Below are 16787 nucleotides of genomic sequence, written 5' to 3'. Positions count from 1 at the left end.
AGCGCCCGATAGGCCGTAATACCGGGCGTCCCACCGGTCCCGGTTCTACATTGGACGTAGCGCACCCCGCCGAGGCCCGGAGTCCACCATGCCGGTCACACAAACGCTGGAAGCGGATGTTCTGCGTCTGCAGGACCCGGAGCTCGCCGAGATCCTGATGGGGGAGCTGGCGCGGCAGTCGACGACGCTCCAGCTGATCGCGGCCGAGAACTTCACCTCGAAGGCGGTGCTGACCGCCCTCGGGTCGCCGCTGGCGAACAAGTACGCCGAGGGATATCCCGGCGCCCGCCACCACGGCGGCTGCGAGATCGTCGACGTCGCCGAGCGCCTGGCCGTCGAGCGCGCCAAGGCCCTCTTCGGCGCCGAGCACGCCAACGTGCAGTCCCACTCCGGATCCTCGGCCGTCCTCGCCACGTACGCCGCCCTGCTGCGGCCGGGAGACACCGTCCTGGCCATGGGGCTGCCGTTCGGCGGCCACCTCACGCACGGGTCGCCCGCGAACTTCTCCGGCCGCTGGTTCGACTTCGTCGGGTACGGGGTGGAGGCGGAGAGCGGGCTCATCGACTACGAGCAGGTGCGCGCGCTGGCCCGTACGCACCGGCCGAAGGCCATCGTCTGCGGGGCGATCTCCTACCCCCGGCACATCGACTACGCGCTCTTCCGGGCGATCGCCGACGAGGTCGGCGCCTATCTCATCGCCGACGCCGCCCACCCCATCGGACTGGTCGCCGGGGGAGCGGCGCCCAGTCCGGTGCCGTACGCCGATGTCGTCTGCGCCACCACGCACAAGGTCCTGCGCGGCCCGCGCGGCGGCATGATCCTCTGTGGCGGCGAGCTGGCCGAGCGGGTCGACCGGGCCGTCTTCCCCTTCACCCAGGGCGGCGCCCAGATGCACACGATCGCCGCCAAGGCCGTCGCGTTCGGCGAGGCCGCGACTCCCGCGTTCGCGGCGTACGCGCATCAGGTGGTCGCCAATGCCCAGGTGCTGGCCGAGGGGCTGGCCGCGGAGGGGCTCGCCCTCACCACCGGGGGGACCGACACCCACATGCTCACCGCGGACACCGCTCCGCTCGGTCTCGACGGACGCAGCGCGCGCGGCCGTCTGGCCGCCGCCGGAATGGTCCTCGACACCTGTGCGCTGCCCCACGGCGACGCCCGCGGCCTGCGCCTGGGCACGGCCGCGCTGACCACGCAGGGGATGGGCGAGGCGGAGATGTCGCAGGTCGCGAAGTTGTTCGCGGCGGTGCTGCGGGACGAGGCCGACAGCAAGCGGGCACGTGAAGAAGTAAAGGATCTGGCCGGGAGATTTCCGCCCTATCCGGACGAGTGAGGGGTACACGCACACGTGTGCACAGCCACTCGTGCAACCATCGTCGCTACCCGGAAGTCCCCAACCATATGCGCGCATCGCTAGGGTGTGGGGCTGAGATGGCCAGCGAGACCTGTGGGGAAGCCCGTGCGTGAATATCTGCTGACGCTCTGCATCACGGCCGCGGTGACGTATCTGCTGACAGGGCCGGTACGGAAGTTCGCGATCGTGGCCGGAGCCATGCCGCAGATCCGGGCACGCGACGTGCACCGGGAACCCACGCCGCGGCTCGGCGGCATCGCGATGTTCTTCGGTCTGTGTGCCGGTCTGCTGGTCGCCGACCATCTGCGGAACCTCAACGCGGTCTTCTCGGACTCCAACGAGCCTCGCGCACTGCTCTCCGGCGCCGCGCTGATCTGGCTGATCGGTGTCCTGGACGACAAGTTCGAGATCGACGCCCTCATCAAGCTGGGCGGCCAGATGATCGCCGCGGGCGTGATGGTCATGCAGGGTCTGACGATCCTGTGGCTGCCCATCCCCGGCGTCGGCCTGGTCGCGCTGACCCAGTGGCAGGGCACCCTGCTCACCGTGGCGCTGGTCGTCATCACCATCAACGCGGTGAACTTCGTCGACGGCCTCGACGGTCTCGCCGCCGGCATGGTGTGCATCGCCTCCGCCGCGTTCTTCCTGTACGCGTACCGCATCTGGTACAGCTACGGCATCGAGGCCGCCGCTCCGGCGACCCTCTTCGCGTCGATCCTCATGGGCATGTGTCTGGGCTTCCTGCCGCACAACATGCACCCCGCCCGGATCTTCATGGGTGACTCCGGCTCGATGCTGATCGGCCTGGTGCTGGCCGCCGGCGCGATCTCCATCACCGGGCAGATCGACCCGGACGCGATGAACCTGTTCTCCGGTTCGGAGCGCAACACCGTGCACCAGACGGTGCCGGTGTACATCCCGCTGCTGCTGCCGCTGACGATCATCGCGGTCCCGGCCGCCGACCTGGTGCTCGCCATCGTGCGGCGCACCTGGCGTGGTCAGTCGCCCTTCGCCGCCGACCGCGGCCACCTGCACCACCGCCTCCTGGAGGTCGGCCACTCGCACAGCAGGGCCGTCCTGATCATGTACTTCTGGTCGGCACTGATCGCCTTCGGAGCGCTCGCCTTCTCGGTGAACTCGGCGTCCATGTGGATCGTGCTCGGCATCGCGGCGCTCAGCGCGGTGGGTCTCGTACTGCTCCTGCTGCCGCGCTTCACGCCGCGTGCCCCGCGCTGGGCCGAGCACCTGGTGCCGCCGCGCTACCGCCGCCGTCGCAGGGTCGCCCTGGCGGCCGAGGCGGAGGCGGCGATGGCCTCCGTCGCGTACGAGGAGCCGGCGTCCCACGAGAAGGCGGCCCAGGAGCGCGAAGAGGGCGTCCGCGAACACCGTTCGCCGGTCACCACGGGTGTCTCAGGAGTCAACGGAGCGACGGCAATTGGGCCCCGTGCGCGCTTCCTGGAGGGGCGCAAAGCCGAATCTTCACGCTGATGCAAAGTAAGAATTCTGCAAGAGGGATCAACGGCAAACCGCGTCAATACCAGACAAGTTGCCCTCGATATTGCACAAACGCGCAGGTTCACTCTCATGTGTGACAGCGAGCACACCTTCTAGGTAAAGACCGCATCAAATAGTTTGTGATACGGTTCACGAGAACCCGGGATAGAGCCGAAGGACCGTAGTGAGACGGCCCCTTGGCGTGAGGTTCTCTCTCAGCCCGGGACTACGCTCGTCCATGACGACACCCTGCCCCCGAAGCAAGCGGAGTTGCCGCCATGCCGTCCAATGACGCCCGGAACCTACTGCACACCGCTGTCCCCACAGCGGCTGTCGGCGCGATCGCCGTCGCCGTCAGTGGCGTGGTCGCGGGTGGCAAAGGCGCGCTCGGCGCGGGCATCGGCACACTGCTGGCCATCCTCTTCATGGGGATCGGCCTCTACGTCCTGCAGTGGACGGCAAAAACGCTCCCGCAGCTGTTCCAGGCCATGGGCCTGATGCTCTACGTCGCCCAGCTCCTGCTGCTCCTGATCTTCGTGGCACTCTTCAAAAACACGTCTCTGTTCAACCCCAAGGCGTTCGCGGTCGGCCTCGTCCTCGCGACCGTCGTGTGGATGGCGGCGCAGGCGCGGGCGCACATGAAGGCCAAGATCTTCTATGTCGACCCCGAGCCCGAGAAGAGCGAGAAGCCCGAGAAATCAGGGTCCTCGTCGTGAGGGGTAGGGGTGGGATAAGGCCATGTGGGAGATCCTGCTATCGTCCGGTGCCAACTGCGGCATCGCGGGCGCGGGCATCTGAGCTGACGCCTGCTCAATCGCGAGGCTTGATGCCCCACAGCCGCCCCCACATTCGTAACACCAGTCCAGTGCCGAACCGCGGCTGCGCGCCGCGCCGACACAACGAGGTTGCCGTACCTATGCGTCACGCCGAAGGAGCCCGTGGTGAGTGCTGACCAGACCCAGCTCGCCTTTGACTGGAGCTGTCGGATCATGGCCGACAACGGGTGTGGCTTTCCGGCTCCGGGCCTGCACTCGTTCCTCTTCAAGCCGATCGCCACGGTCGGGGGGTTCGAGTTCAACAAGGTCATGCTGCTCGCCCTCCTCACCTCCATCCTTGTCGTCGCCTTCTTCTGGGCGGCCTTCGGCAAGGCCAAGGTGATCCCGGGCAAGCTGCAGATGGTCGGTGAGGCCGGTTACGACTTCGTGCGCCGCGGCATCGTCTACGAGACGCTCGGCAAGCGCGAGGGCGAGAAGTACGTCCCGATCATGGTCTCGCTGTTCTTCTTCATCTGGATCATGAACATCTGGTCCGTGATCCCGCTGGCGCAGTTCCCGGTCTCGTCGGTCTTCGCCTTCCCGGTGGTGCTCGCCGCGATCGTCTGGATCATGTGGGTCTCGGTCACGTTCAAGCGCCACGGCTTCGTCGGCTTCTTCAAGAACATCACCGGCTATGACAAGACGCTCGGCGGCGTGCTGCCCCTCGTCATGGTCATCGAGTTCTTCTCGAACCTGATCGTCCGGCCCTTCACGCACGCGGTCCGACTCTTCGCCAACATGTTCGCCGGCCACCTGATGCTGGTCATGTTCACGGTCGCCTCCTGGTACCTGCTGAACAGCTACATGATCCCCGCGGCCGGCGTCTCGTTCGTGATGACCGTCATCATGATCCTCTTCGAGCTTTTCGTGCAGGCCGTCCAGGCGTACGTCTTCGTACTGCTGGCCTGCTCGTACCTCCAGGGCGCGCTCGCCGAGCACCACTGAGTCACCGCCCCCCCCGAAAGCCCCAGAACGTCCGGTGGCCAACCCCCGCCGGTCCAAGAAAGAGAAGGAAGAATCAGCATGGCTGCCACTGAGACCCTCGCCGCTGTCTCCGGTTCGATCGGTTCCGTCGGCTACGGCCTCGCCGCCATCGGCCCCGGCGTCGGCGTCGGCATCATCTTCGGTAACGGCACCCAGGCCCTGGCCCGTCAGCCCGAAGCTGCCGGCCTGATCCGCGCCAACCAGATCCTCGGCTTCGCCTTCTGTGAGGCGCTCGCCCTCATCGGCATCGTCATGCCGTTCGTTTTCGGTCAGTAATTCACCCCTTACTGACACGAATCGACGAAAGGCACTGATGTGATCGCCAACCTGGTACAGCTGGCGGCCGAGGAGAAGCAGAACCCGCTCATCCCGGCCGGCCCCGAGCTGCTCGTCGGCGCCATCGCCTTCGCCATCGTGTTCTTCTTCTTCTGGAAGAAGCTCCTCCCGAACATCAACAAGGTTCTGGAAGAGCGCCGCGCGGCGATCGAAGGCGGTATCGAAGAGGCCGACGCCATGAAGGTCGAAGCCCAAAGCGTGCTGGAGCAGTACAAGGCCCAGCTCGCCGAGGCACGGCACGAGGCCGCGCGGCTGCGCCAGGAGGCGCAGGAGCAGGGCGCCACGCTCATCGCCGACATGCGTGCGGAAGGCCAGCGGCAGCGCGAGGAGATCATCGCCGCCGGTCACTCGCAGCTCGAGGCCGACCGCAAGGCCGCCTCGCAGGCGCTGCGTCAGGACGTGGGCAAGCTCGCCACCGACCTGGCCGGCAAGCTCGTCGGTGAGTCCCTCGAGGACCACGCCCGGCAGAGCCGCGTCATCGACCGCTTCCTCGACGAGCTCGAGGAGAAGGCCGAGGCGACTCGATGACCGCACACGGAGCAAGCCGCGAGGCCCTCGCTGCAGCCCGTGAGCGTCTCGATGCGCTGACGGACTCGACGTCCGTGGACGCGGTCCGGCTCGCCGACGAGCTGGCCGCCGTCACCGCGCTGCTCAACCGCGAGGTGTCGCTGCGTCGAGTCCTGACGGACCCGGCGCAGCCGGGCGAGGCCAAGGCCGAGCTGGCCCAGCGCCTGCTCGGCGGCCAGGTCGGCGGGTCGACCGCGGACCTGGTGGTCGGCCTGGTGCGCTCGCGCTGGTCGCAGCCGCGTGACCTGGTGGACACGCTGGAGGAGCTGGCGAGCATCGCCGACCTCACGGCCGCCCAGCGGGCGAACGCGCTCGACGACGTCGAGGACGAACTGTTCCGCTTCGGTCGGATCGTCTCTTCGAACACCGAGCTGCGCTCCGCGCTGACCGACCGCACCGCCTCGAAGGCGGCCAAGAGCGAGCTGCTGCACAGCCTGCTCGGCGGCCGGGCCAAGCCGACCACCGAACGCCTGGTGACGCGCCTTGTGGCCGCGCCCCGGGGACGTAGCCTGGAGGCGGGACTCGACTTCCTGTCCAAGCTCGCCGCCGAGCGCCGCAACCGCATGGTCGCCGTCGTCACCTCGGCGGTCCCGCTGAGTGACGGACAGAAGCAGCGCCTCGGCGCCGCTCTGGCGAAGCTCTACGGCCACCCGATGCACCTCAACCTCGACGTGGACCCCGAGGTCGTCGGCGGGATCCGGGTGCAGGTCGGCGACGAGATCATCGACGGTGCCGTCGCGGACCGACTCGAGGACGCGCGCCGCCGCATCGTCGGCCAGTAGCAACTCAATACGCGTAACCACGTAGTACTTACGGCCCTGGTTGGGCCGTGCAGAGGATTCCTGGGGGCTGACCCCAGACCCCCCAAGAAAACTTCGGGCCCAACAAGGAGAGCAGGGAACCCAGATGGCGGAGCTCACGATCCGGCCGGAGGAGATCCGGGACGCGCTGGAGAACTTTGTCCAGTCGTACAAGCCGGACGCGGCCTCGCGCGAGGAGGTCGGTACGGTCACCGTCGCCGGCGACGGTATCGCCAAGATCGAGGGCCTTCCCTCGGCGATGGCGAACGAGCTGCTGAAGTTCGAGGACGGAACCCTCGGTCTCGCGCTGAACCTGGAAGAGCGCGAGATCGGTGCGGTCGTCCTCGGCGAGTTCAGTGGTATCGAGGAGGGCCAGCCGGTGCAGCGCACCGGTGAGGTGCTGTCCGTCGCCGTGGGCGAGGGCTACCTCGGCCGCGTCGTCGACCCGCTCGGCAACCCGATCGACGGCCTCGGCGAGATCGAGACCACCGGCCGCCGCGCCCTCGAGCTGCAGGCCCCGGGCGTCATGGTCCGCAAGTCGGTGCACGAGCCGATGGAGACCGGCTACAAGGCCGTCGACGCGATGACCCCGATCGGCCGTGGCCAGCGTCAGCTGGTCATCGGCGACCGTCAGACCGGCAAGACCGCGCTGGCTGTCGACACGATCATCAACCAGCGCGACAACTGGCGCTCGGGCGACACCAAGAAGCAGGTCCGCTGCATCTACGTCGCCATCGGTCAGAAGGGTTCGACCATCGCCTCCGTGCGTGGCGCCCTCGAAGAGGCCGGCGCGCTGGAGTACACGACCATCGTCGCCGCCCCGGCGTCCGACCCGGCCGGCTTCAAGTACCTGGCGCCGTACACCGGTTCGGCCATCGGCCAGCAGTGGATGTACGAGGGCAAGCACGTCCTCATCATCTTCGACGACCTCTCGAAGCAGGCCGACGCCTACCGCGCCGTGTCGCTGCTGCTCCGTCGTCCGCCGGGGCGCGAGGCCTACCCCGGTGACGTCTTCTACCTGCACTCCCGTCTGCTGGAGCGCTGCGCGAAGCTCTCCGACGAGCTGGGCGCCGGTTCGATGACGGGTCTGCCGATCGTCGAGACCAAGGCGAACGACGTGTCGGCGTTCATCCCGACCAACGTCATCTCCATCACCGACGGCCAGTGCTTCCTGGAGTCCGACCTGTTCAACGCCGGCCAGCGTCCGGCCCTGAACGTCGGTATCTCGGTCTCCCGCGTCGGTGGCTCCGCCCAGCACAAGGCGATGAAGCAGGTGTCCGGCCGACTCCGTCTGGACCTCGCCCAGTACCGCGAGCTGGAGGCGTTCGCCGCCTTCGGTTCCGACCTGGACGCCGCGTCGAAGTCCCAGCTGGAGCGCGGTCAGCGGTTGGTCGAGCTGCTCAAGCAGGCTCAGTACCAGCCGATGGCCACCGAGGACCAGGTCGTCTCCGTCTGGGCCGGTACCACCGGCAAGATGGACGAGGTACCGGTCGCCGACATCCGCCGCTTCGAGAAGGAGCTCCTGGAGTACCTGCACCGCAAGGAGCAGGGACTCATGACCTCCATCAAGGAGGGCGGCAAGATGTCGGACGACACCCTCACCGCCATCGCGGACGCCATCGCGGACTTCAAGAAGCAGTTCGAGACCTCGGACGGCAAGCTTCTCGGCGAAGACGTTCCGGCCGCGGCCAAGTGACGTAAGGAAGGGACCTGACTCATGGGAGCCCAGCTCCGGGTCTACAAGCGTCGCATCCGATCCGTCACCGCGACCAAGAAGATCACCAAGGCGATGGAGATGATCGCCGCCTCGCGCGTCGTCAAGGCGCAGCGCAAGGTGGCGGCCTCCGCGCCGTACGCGACCGAGCTCACCCGCGCGGTCACGGCGGTCGGCACCGGCTCGAACACCAAGCACCCGCTGACCACGGAGGCGGAGACGGCGACCCGTTCCGCGGTGCTGCTCCTCACGAGCGACCGCGGACTGGCCGGCGCCTTCAACTCCAACGCCATCAAGGCGGCGGAGCTGTTGACCGCCCGTCTCGAGGCGGAGGGCAAGGAGGTCGACACGTTCATCGTCGGCCGCCGCGGTCTGGCCCACTACCACTTCCGCGAGCGCAAGGTCGTGGAGTCGTGGTCGGGTTTCACCGACGAGCCCACCTACGCGGACGCCAAGAAGGTTGCGGCGCCGCTCATCGAGGCCATCGAAACGGCGACGGCGGACGGCGGCGTGGATGAACTCCACATCGTCTACACCGAGTTCGTGTCGATGATGACGCAGACGGCGGTCGACGGCCGCCTGCTGCCACTGCGCCTCGAAGAGGTCGCGGAAGAGGCGCCCAAGGGCGAGATCCTTCCGCTGTACGAGTTCGAGCCGTCGGCGGAGGACGTCCTCGACGCCCTGCTGCCTCGGTACGTCGAGAGCCGTATCTACAACGCGCTGCTCCAGTCGGCTGCCTCCAAGCACGCCGCCACCCGCCGCGCGATGAAGTCGGCGACCGACAACGCGGGAGACCTGATCACCACGCTCTCCCGTCTTGCCAATGCGGCCCGCCAGGCCGAAATCACCCAGGAAATCAGCGAGATCGTCGGTGGCTCCGCAGCCCTTGCCGACGCGACCGCGGGGAGTGACAAGTAATGACGACGACTTCTGAGACGGCCGTTGCCACGGGCCGCGTCGCCCGGGTCATCGGCCCGGTCGTCGACGTGGAGTTCCCCGTCGACGCGATGCCGGACATCTACAACGCCCTTCACGTCGAGGTGGCCGACCCGGCCAAGGACGGCGAGAAGAAGACGCTGACCCTGGAGGTCGCCCAGCACCTGGGTGACGGCCTGGTCCGCACGATCTCCATGCAGCCCACCGACGGTCTGGTCCGCCAGGCCGCGGTCACCGACACCGGCACGGGCATCACCGTCCCGGTCGGTGACTTCACCAAGGGCAAGGTGTTCAACACCCTCGGTGAGGTGCTGAACTCCGACGAGAAGTACGAGGGCGAGCGCTGGTCCATCCACCGCAAGGCCCCGCGCTTCGACGAGCTCGAGTCGAAGACCGAGATGTTCGAGACCGGCGTCAAGGTCATCGACCTTCTCACCCCGTACGTCAAGGGTGGAAAGATCGGCCTGTTCGGTGGTGCCGGTGTCGGCAAGACGGTGCTCATCCAGGAGATGATCTACCGCGTCGCCAACAACCACGACGGTGTCTCCGTGTTCGCCGGTGTCGGTGAGCGCACTCGTGAGGGCAACGACCTCATCGAGGAGATGGCGGACTCGGGCGTCATCGACAAGACCGCGCTTGTCTTCGGTCAGATGGACGAGCCCCCGGGCACCCGTCTGCGCGTGGCTCTCGCGGGTCTGACGATGGCGGAGTACTTCCGTGACGTCCAGAACCAGGACGTGCTGTTCTTCATCGACAACATCTTCCGCTTCACGCAGGCCGGTTCCGAGGTCTCGACCCTGCTCGGCCGTATGCCCTCCGCGGTGGGCTACCAGCCGAACCTGGCCGACGAGATGGGTCTCCTCCAGGAGCGCATCACCTCGACCCGTGGTCACTCGATCACCTCGATGCAGGCGATCTACGTCCCCGCGGACGACCTGACCGACCCGGCCCCGGCCACCACGTTCGCCCACCTCGACGCGACGACGGTGCTCTCCCGTCCGATCTCCGAGAAGGGCATCTACCCGGCCGTGGACCCGCTGGACTCCACGTCCCGCATCCTGGACCCCCGCTACATCGCGGCGGACCACTACGCGGCCGCGATGCGCGTCAAGTCGGTTCTTCAGAAGTACAAGGACCTTCAGGACATCATCGCGATCCTCGGTATCGACGAGCTGGGCGAGGAGGACAAGCTCACTGTCCACCGTGCCCGTCGCGTGGAGCGCTTCCTGTCCCAGAACACCCACGTCGCCAAGCAGTTCACCGGCGTCGACGGGTCGGACGTCCCGCTGGACGAGTCGATCGTGGCCTTCAACGCGATCATCGACGGTGAGTACGACCACTTCCCGGAGCAGGCGTTCTTCCTGTGCGGTGGCATTGAGGACCTCAAGGCCAACGCCAAGGAGCTCGGCGTCTCCTGAACCTCGCGTACCTGAGGGACTCCGGTTCCTGAGGAACTCGTGTTCGTAAGGGAGGGGGACGGGACCGCACCTCGCGGGGCGCGTCCCGTCCCCCTCCGTACGCCCATTAGACTTTGACCCAACACCCGGCGGCCATGCCGGGTGGTGACCCGAGGAGCCCACCTTGGCTGCTGAGCTGCACGTCGAGCTCGTCGCCGCGGACCGCAGTGTCTGGTCCGGCGAGGCCACCCTGGTCGTCGCGCGTACCGCGTCCGGCGACATCGGCGTCATGCCCGGTCACCAGCCGCTGCTCGGTGTGCTGGAGTCGGGCCCGGTGACCATCCGTACGAGTGATGGTGGAACGGTCGTCGCCGCGGTGCACGGCGGTTTCGTCTCGTTCGCCGACAACAAGCTGTCCCTGCTGGCCGAGATCGCCGAGCTGTCGGACGAGATCGACGTCCAGCGCGTGGAGCGGGAGCTCGAGCGCGCGAAGGCGGAGGGCGATGCCTCCGCCGAGCGCCGCGCGGACGTCCGTCTGCGGGCGGTGTCGGCGCGCTGAGTCGCCGCGCTGTGTGATGCTTTGCCTCAGCCGCGGCGGGGACCGGATCACTCCGGACCCCGCCGCGGCTGAGGCGAATGCGGAGGTTTTTTCTTTTCCGTTACCTAGGAGACGAGGAGGTCGGTGTCGATGGTCCTCGCTCTGACTGTGTGCGGATTGGTAGTGGCGCTCGTGGTGGTGGGGCTGTTCGTCTTCGGCCTCCGCCGCCGGCTGATCCAGCGCTCCGGGGGCACCTTCGACTGCAGCCTGCGCTGGGACGTCCCGGAGAAGAGCGACCCCAACGGAAAAGGCTGGGGCTACGGCGTCGCCCGCTACAACGGCGACCGCATCGAGTGGTACCGCGTCTTCTCGTACTCCCCCCGCCCGCGCCGCGTCCTGGAACGCTCGGCGATCGAGGTGGCCGGCCGCCGCACCCCGGACGGCGAGGAGGAGCTCGCCCTGCTGTCCGACGCGATCATCCTGGCCTGTGTGCACCGGGGCACCCGACTGGAACTGGCGATGAGCGAGGACGCGCTGACCGGTTTCCTCGCGTGGCTGGAGGCGGCCCCGCCCGGACAGCGAGTGAATGTGGCCTGAAGGCCGCACTCACTCGCTGGGTGGGGACCCCCGGACGAAGTCTGGGGGAGCGTCAACGCCGCCTGGCGGCTATCCGAGCCCGCCGGTGAGGGCGCTCACCAGTTCGCCGTTGCTGGTGTCTCCGCTGAACTCCCAGAAGAACGCGCCGCCCAGGCCCTGGCTCTTGGCCCAGGCCATCTTCGTGCCGATGGTCGCCGGGGTGTCGTAGGACCACCAGTTGCTGCCGCAGTGCGCGTACGCCGTTCCGGCGATCGTGCCGGTGGCCGGGCAGGACGTCTTCAGCACCTTGTAGTCCTCGATGCCCTGCTCGTACGTTCCCGGCGCCGGCCCCGTGGCCGTGCCGCCCGGCGCGTCCTGGGTGACGCCCGTCCAGCCGCGGCCGTAGAAGCCGATGCCGATCAGCAGCTTGCTCGCGGGCACGCCCTTCGCCTTGAACTTGGCGATCGCGTCGGCCGTGGTGAAGCCGGGCGTCGGGATGCCGCTGTACGAGGTGAGCGGGGAGTGCGGGGCGGTCGGGCCCTGTGCGTTGAACGCTCCGAAGAAGTCGTACGACATCACGTTGTACCAGTCGACGTACTGCGAGGCGCCCGCGTAGTCGGCGGCGTCGATCTTGCCGCCGGAGGTGCCGTCGGCCGTGGTGGCCGCGGTGACCAGGTTGCCCGTGCCGAACTTGGCGCGCAGGGCCTGCATCAGGTTCTTGTAGGCCGCGGCACCGCTGGTGTCACAGGACAGACCGCAGGCGTTCGGGTACTCCCAGTCGATGTCGATGCCGTCGAAGACGTCGGCCCAGCGCGGGTCCTCGACCAGGTTGTAGCAGGACTGGGCGAAGGCAGCCGGGTTGGCCGCGGCCTGCGCGAAGCCGCCGGACCAGGTCCAGCCGCCGAAGGACCAGAGGATCTTGATGTTCGGGTACTTGGCCTTCAGCTCGCGCAGCTGGTTGAAGTTGCCGCGCAGCGGTTGGTCCCAGGTGTCGGCGACGCCGCTGACCGACTGGTCGGCGGTGAAGGCCTTGTCGTAGTCGGCGTAGGAGTCGCCGATCGCGCACTGGCCGTTGGTGACGTTGCCGAAGGCGTAGTTGATGTGCGTGATCTTGGCGGCCGAGCCGGACGTCACCAGGTTCTTGACGTTGTAGTTGCGGCCGTAGATGCCCCACTCGGTGAAGTAGCCGAGCTTGACGGCGTTGCCGGTGGGCGGCGGGGTGGTGCCGCCACCGGTGGTGTGCACGGCGACCGCGCCGCTGACCGGACCGGTCTGGTCGGCGGTGTCACGGGCCTGGACGGTGTAGGAGTAGTCGGTGCCGGCGGTCAGACCGGTGTCCGTGTACGAGGCCGTGGTCACGGTGGCGACCTTGGTGCCGCCGCGCAGGACGTCGTAGTTCTTGATGCCCTTGTCGTCGGTGGCCGCGCTCCAGGAGAGTTTCACCGAGGTGTCGGTGATCGCGGAGGCGGTGGGGGTGCCGGGCGCGCTCGGCGGGTTGTCACCGGGGACGGTGGTGCCACCGTCACAACTGCCGCCGTTGAGCGTGCAGTTGGACGGAGATCCGGTGCCGGCGCCGTTGAAGCCGAAGGAGACGGAGGCGCCCGCGGCGAGGGTGCCGTTGTAGGACTTGTTCTTGGCGGTCCAGTGGGTGCCGGAGGAGGTGACGTCCGCGTCCCAGGCCGAGGTGACGGACGTACCGGAGGGGAAGTCCCAGTCGATCGTCCAGGAACTGATGCTGGTGGTACCGGTGTTGGTGACCGTCCACTTGCCTTCGAAGCCCGTACCCCAGTCCTGGGTCTTGGTGTACGTGGCGGTGGCGGAGGTGGCTGCCGAGGCGGGGCTCGCGAGCCCGACGAGGGCGGCGAGCGGAAGCAGCAGGGTGGTGAGTCCTGCCACGGTTCGCTGTCGGACTCTGGTTCTGAAGCGCATGCTGCGCCTCCTTCTTTGTTTGTTCGCCACCGGCGCGCCCCTGCGGTGGGGGAGGTGTCGGGGGCATGACCAAGCGCAGTGCGGCGAGAATAGAAAGGTCTGGACCATAGGTCAATAGGTCTGGACCAGTGCGCCCGCGAGGTGAGTCAGGCCCCCAACTCCTGGGCCAGTACGGCCGCTTGGACCCGACTCCGCAGCTCCAGCTTCCCCAGCAGACGGCTGACGTGCGTCTTCACCGTCGCCTCCGCCATGTCCAGCCGCCCCGCGATCTCCGCGTTGGAGAGCCCCTCACCCAGGCAGGACAGCACTTCCCGCTCCCGGCGCGTCAGTGCGTCGAGCACGGCCGGGTCGGCGCTCGGCTCCCGTACCGGCTTCGCGGCGAACTCGGCGATCAGCCGACGCGTCACGGCCGGGGCGATCAGCCCCTCGCCGCTCGCCACCGTCCGCACCGCCACCAGCAGGTCCCTCGCCTCCGTGTTCTTCAGCAGAAACCCGCAGGCGCCCGCGCGCAGCGCCCCGAAGACGTACTCGTCGAGGTCGAAGGTGGTGAGCACGAGCACATCGGCGAGCTGTTCGGCGACGACCTGACGGGTGGCGGACACCCCGTCGAGCCGGGGCATCTGCACATCCATCAGCACCAGGTCCGGGCGGAGTTCGCGGGCGAGTGCGACCGCCTGCTCGCCGTCCGCGGCCTCGCCGACCACCTCGATGTCGGGCGCGCTGCGCAGGATGAGGACGAGCCCGGCCCGTACGGCGGACTGGTCCTCGGCGACGAGCACGCGGATCATTCGGGTTCTCCCTGGACGAGGGGCAGAGTGGCGCGTACGGCCCAGATCGCACCGTCCTTGCCGCCTTTGCCACCCTTGCCGTTCTTGACGTTCCCGCTCTCGGGGGAGGGCTCGGGCCCCGCCTCGAAGCTGCCGCCCAGCAGGTCGGCCCGCTCCCGCATCCCCACCAGACCGGCGCCGGAACCGGGGGCGCGGGGGCCGCTCGGACCGCCGTACGGACTGGTCACCGCGATGGCGAGCCGGCCGCCGCGCTGGGTGAGCGTCACCGTGACACGGCCCTCGGGCGCGTGCTTGAGGGCGTTGGTCAGCGACTCCTGGACGATCCGGTACGCGGCGAGTTCGACCGGGGCGGGCACCTTGCCGTGCGCGGTGGTGAGCGTGACGTCGAGTCCGTTGGTGCGGGCGCCGGCCACCAGGGAGCCGAGGCCGTCGAGGGTGGGGGCGGCGGACGGCTCGCGGTCACCGCTGCCGTCGCGCAGCATCCCGATCAGCCGGCGCATCTCGGCGAGCCCCTCGACGCTGTTCTCACGGATGACGGTGAGCGCGTCCTTGGACGTGTTCGGGTCGCCGATGGAGAGAGCGGCCGTGGAGTGGATCGCGATCGCGGAGAGATGGTTGGCCACCATGTCGTGCAACTCCCGCGCCATCCGCGCCCTCCCCCAAGCTCTTCGAGCAGGGGGTACCCCCAGGCGGCGACGGCCTGGGCGCGGTCCATCTCGGCGAGCAGGGCGGTCTGTTCGGCGCGCAGTCGTTCGGCGACGGCGGTGTCGCGGTGGTTACGGACCACCCAGCCGGTGGCTGCGGGCGCCAGAGCCACGACGCCGATACCGACGCCGATCAGCAGGGCCCCGGGAACGCGCCAGAGCGCGGCGGGCACCACCGCACCGGCCACCGTGAGCAGCCCGGTGATCCAGGGGATGCGCCGGGCGGAGGCGGGGGTGCCGTACAGGACGGCCGCGTACACCAGGTCCGTGAACATCACGACGGTGGCCACGTTGCCCCGCGTGATGGTGTCGACCGTCAGCGCGGCGGTGCCGATCAGCAGGGCCGGGCGGGGCCGGGTACGCCGCAGCAGCTCGCAGGCCGCCGCGACCACGAGAGGCACCAGGGCGTTCCCGTTCCCGGACCAGAGGACGAGCGCGTCGTCCGGTCGCCGGGGAAACAGGCCGAGGCCCCACAGGAGGAGTCCGCCGAGGAGTCCACCGACCGCGATGCGTACGTCGTCGCGGTGCGGGCGGGGGAGTCGCATGGCCATGACCCCATCCAACACGGCGCACCGGCTCACCGCCTGATGCCCGGGAAGGGTCCGGAACTGCATCTTTCGATGTACCGGGACTTCGTCACCGCCGATGACGATCCGAGCCGCCCCGGACGCGAGCCTGGAGGGGTGACCGAGAGGAGCGAACCGTGATCGTCGGGTTGATCGTCGCGTGCGAGGCCGGTTTCTGGCTGTTGCTGGCCGCGGGCCTCGCCGTCCGCTATCTGCTGGGGCTGCGCCGCACGAGTGTGGCCCTGCTGCTGTGCGAGCCGCTGCTGGAGGTGGTGCTCTTCGTGGTGACGGCGATCGACCTCAGAAACGGCGCCGAGCCGAGCTGGGAACACGGCCTGGCCGCGCTCTACATCGGCTTCACCGTCGCGTACGGCCACTACACCATCCGCTGGTTGGACGGCCACGCCGCCCACCGCCTGGCCGGTGGCCCGCCCCCGCCGAAGCCCCCGCGCTTCGGCCTGCCCCGGGCCGCCCACGAGGGCCGCCTCTGGCTGCGCACCCTCCTCGCGGCGACCGTCGCGTGCGCCCTCCTCCAGGGCGCGGTCTGGTTCGTGGGGGCCGGCGACACCTCGTCGCTGCGCGCCTTCCAGTGGGTGGCGCTACGGGCGGTGGGGCTCCACGGCCTGATCGCCCTGACGTATCTGCTCCGGCCCAAACGGGCCCCGGTCACCCAGGGCCGGTCCGGCGGCCAGGGCCTGTCGTCGCATTCCGACGGGACCTAGCGCTCGCCGCCCGGGACCCACAGCACGTCCCCGGTCTCCTTGTTCGCGGTGCGGGCCAGGATGAACAGCAGGTCGGAGAGCCGGTTCAGATAGGTGGCGGTCAGCGGGTTCATGATGTCGCCGTGGACCTCCAGCGCCGCCCATGTCGACCGCTCGGCGCGGCGTACGACCGTGCACGTCTGGTGCAGCAGCGCCGCGCCCGGGGTGCCGCCGGGCAGGATGAAGGAGCGCAGCTTCTCCAGCTCGTCGTTGAAGCGGTCGCAGTCCGCCTCCAGCTTGTCGATGTAGAACTGCTCGACACGCAGGGGCGGGAACTTCGGGTCCTCGACCACCGGGGTCGACAGGTCCGCGCCGACGTCGAAGAGGTCGTTCTGCACCCGGGTGAGGACCGCGACGACCTCCTCGTCGAGGCCGCCCAGTGCGATCGCCGTCCCGAGGACCGCGTTCGCCTCGTTGGCGTCCGCATAGGCCGAGATCCGGGGATCGGTCTTGGCGACCCGGCTCATGTCCCCGAGAGCGGTGGTGCCCTGGTCGCCGGTCCTGGTGTAGATGCGCGTCAGATTGACCATG

16 protein-coding genes and 1 pseudogene are annotated in these 16787 nt (G+C 68.6%); 13 read left to right on the top strand and 4 right to left on the bottom strand.

Going from position 1 to position 16787, the window contains the following annotated elements; translation table 11 throughout:
- Window positions 1-88 precede the first annotated feature (88 nt).
- From glyA to ACIRA5_RS39685, 12 genes are all read left to right on the top strand, one after another.
- Window positions 89-1330 (top strand): serine hydroxymethyltransferase, encoded by a 1242-nt coding sequence (gene glyA / locus ACIRA5_RS39740; RefSeq protein WP_352052735.1) that lies wholly within the window; start codon window positions 89-91, stop codon window positions 1328-1330.
- A 126-nt stretch (window positions 1331-1456) separates the two neighbouring features.
- Window positions 1457-2839: an MraY family glycosyltransferase gene (locus ACIRA5_RS39735; protein WP_403699369.1), complete on the top strand. Its 1383-nt coding sequence runs from the start codon at window positions 1457-1459 to the stop codon at window positions 2837-2839.
- Window positions 2840-3123: 284 nt separating this feature from the next.
- Window positions 3124-3561: a hypothetical protein gene (locus ACIRA5_RS39730; RefSeq protein ID WP_403699367.1), complete on the top strand. Its 438-nt coding sequence runs from the start codon at window positions 3124-3126 to the stop codon at window positions 3559-3561.
- Between the two features lie 273 nt (window positions 3562-3834).
- Window positions 3835-4605, top strand: coding sequence for a F0F1 ATP synthase subunit A (atpB, locus tag ACIRA5_RS39725; RefSeq protein WP_403699640.1), 771 nt, complete (start codon window positions 3835-3837; stop codon window positions 4603-4605).
- Between the two features lie 78 nt (window positions 4606-4683).
- Window positions 4684-4920, top strand: coding sequence for a F0F1 ATP synthase subunit C (locus ACIRA5_RS39720; protein WP_310766993.1), 237 nt, complete (start codon window positions 4684-4686; stop codon window positions 4918-4920).
- A 39-nt stretch (window positions 4921-4959) separates the two neighbouring features.
- Entirely contained in the window at window positions 4960-5508 is a 549-nt protein-coding gene (locus tag ACIRA5_RS39715) for a F0F1 ATP synthase subunit B (RefSeq protein ID WP_168495588.1), read from the top strand.
- A complete protein-coding gene (locus tag ACIRA5_RS39710; RefSeq protein WP_403699365.1) occupies window positions 5505-6329 on the top strand; it encodes a F0F1 ATP synthase subunit delta in 825 nt (274 codons plus the stop codon). The genes ACIRA5_RS39715 and ACIRA5_RS39710 overlap by 4 nt, the downstream gene beginning before the upstream one ends.
- A 124-nt stretch (window positions 6330-6453) precedes the next feature.
- Window positions 6454-8043, top strand: a complete 1590-nt coding sequence (atpA, locus tag ACIRA5_RS39705; protein ID WP_319746214.1) for a F0F1 ATP synthase subunit alpha — start codon at window positions 6454-6456, stop codon at window positions 8041-8043.
- Window positions 8044-8064: 21 nt separating this feature from the next.
- Window positions 8065-8979: a F0F1 ATP synthase subunit gamma gene (locus ACIRA5_RS39700; RefSeq protein WP_403699363.1), complete on the top strand. Its 915-nt coding sequence runs from the start codon at window positions 8065-8067 to the stop codon at window positions 8977-8979.
- A complete protein-coding gene (gene atpD, locus ACIRA5_RS39695; RefSeq protein ID WP_352052730.1) occupies window positions 8979-10415 on the top strand; it encodes a F0F1 ATP synthase subunit beta in 1437 nt (478 codons plus the stop codon). Before ACIRA5_RS39700 ends, atpD begins: the two co-directional genes overlap by 1 nt.
- A 163-nt stretch (window positions 10416-10578) precedes the next feature.
- Window positions 10579-10953 carry a F0F1 ATP synthase subunit epsilon gene (locus tag ACIRA5_RS39690; RefSeq protein ID WP_095852572.1) on the top strand — a complete coding sequence of 125 codons (375 nt, stop codon included), beginning with the start codon at window positions 10579-10581 and terminating at the stop codon, window positions 10951-10953.
- A gap of 129 nt (window positions 10954-11082) precedes the next feature.
- Window positions 11083-11529, top strand: coding sequence for a DUF2550 domain-containing protein (locus ACIRA5_RS39685; protein WP_054233219.1), 447 nt, complete (start codon window positions 11083-11085; stop codon window positions 11527-11529).
- Between the two features lie 69 nt (window positions 11530-11598).
- Here the strand turns inward: ACIRA5_RS39685 and ACIRA5_RS39680 are convergent, their stop codons facing one another.
- The 3 genes and pseudogenes from ACIRA5_RS39680 to ACIRA5_RS39670 form a co-directional block, all read right to left on the bottom strand.
- The gene (locus ACIRA5_RS39680; protein ID WP_352051563.1) at window positions 11599-13437 is read right to left on the bottom strand and encodes a glycoside hydrolase family 18 chitinase; all 1839 of its coding nucleotides are present in this window, start codon (window positions 13435-13437) and stop codon (window positions 11599-11601) included.
- A 146-nt stretch (window positions 13438-13583) separates the two neighbouring features.
- Window positions 13584-14225, bottom strand: a complete 642-nt coding sequence (locus ACIRA5_RS39675) for a response regulator (protein ID WP_403699360.1) — start codon at window positions 14223-14225, stop codon at window positions 13584-13586.
- Window positions 14222-15480: pseudogene (locus ACIRA5_RS39670) on the bottom strand (sensor histidine kinase). Before ACIRA5_RS39670 ends, ACIRA5_RS39675 begins: the two are co-directional and overlap by 4 nt.
- Window positions 15481-15632: 152 nt before the next feature.
- On the opposite strand from ACIRA5_RS39670, the gene ACIRA5_RS39665 reads away from it, so the two are divergent.
- Complete coding sequence (locus ACIRA5_RS39665) at window positions 15633-16217, top strand: hypothetical protein (protein ID WP_403699358.1); 585 nt, start codon at window positions 15633-15635, stop codon at window positions 16215-16217.
- Here the strand turns inward: ACIRA5_RS39665 and ACIRA5_RS39660 are convergent.
- Window positions 16214-16786: a cob(I)yrinic acid a,c-diamide adenosyltransferase gene (locus ACIRA5_RS39660; protein WP_403699356.1), complete on the bottom strand. Its 573-nt coding sequence runs from the start codon at window positions 16784-16786 to the stop codon at window positions 16214-16216. The genes ACIRA5_RS39665 and ACIRA5_RS39660 overlap by 4 nt on opposite strands.
- Window position 16787 lies beyond the last annotated feature (1 nt).

The organism is Streptomyces sp. NPDC096311, from assembly GCF_044763085.1.
Lineage (GTDB): Bacteria > Actinomycetota > Actinomycetes > Streptomycetales > Streptomycetaceae > Streptomyces.
The sequence above is the reverse complement of the archived record's forward strand: the minus strand, read 5'-3'. Positions and strand labels throughout refer to the sequence as shown.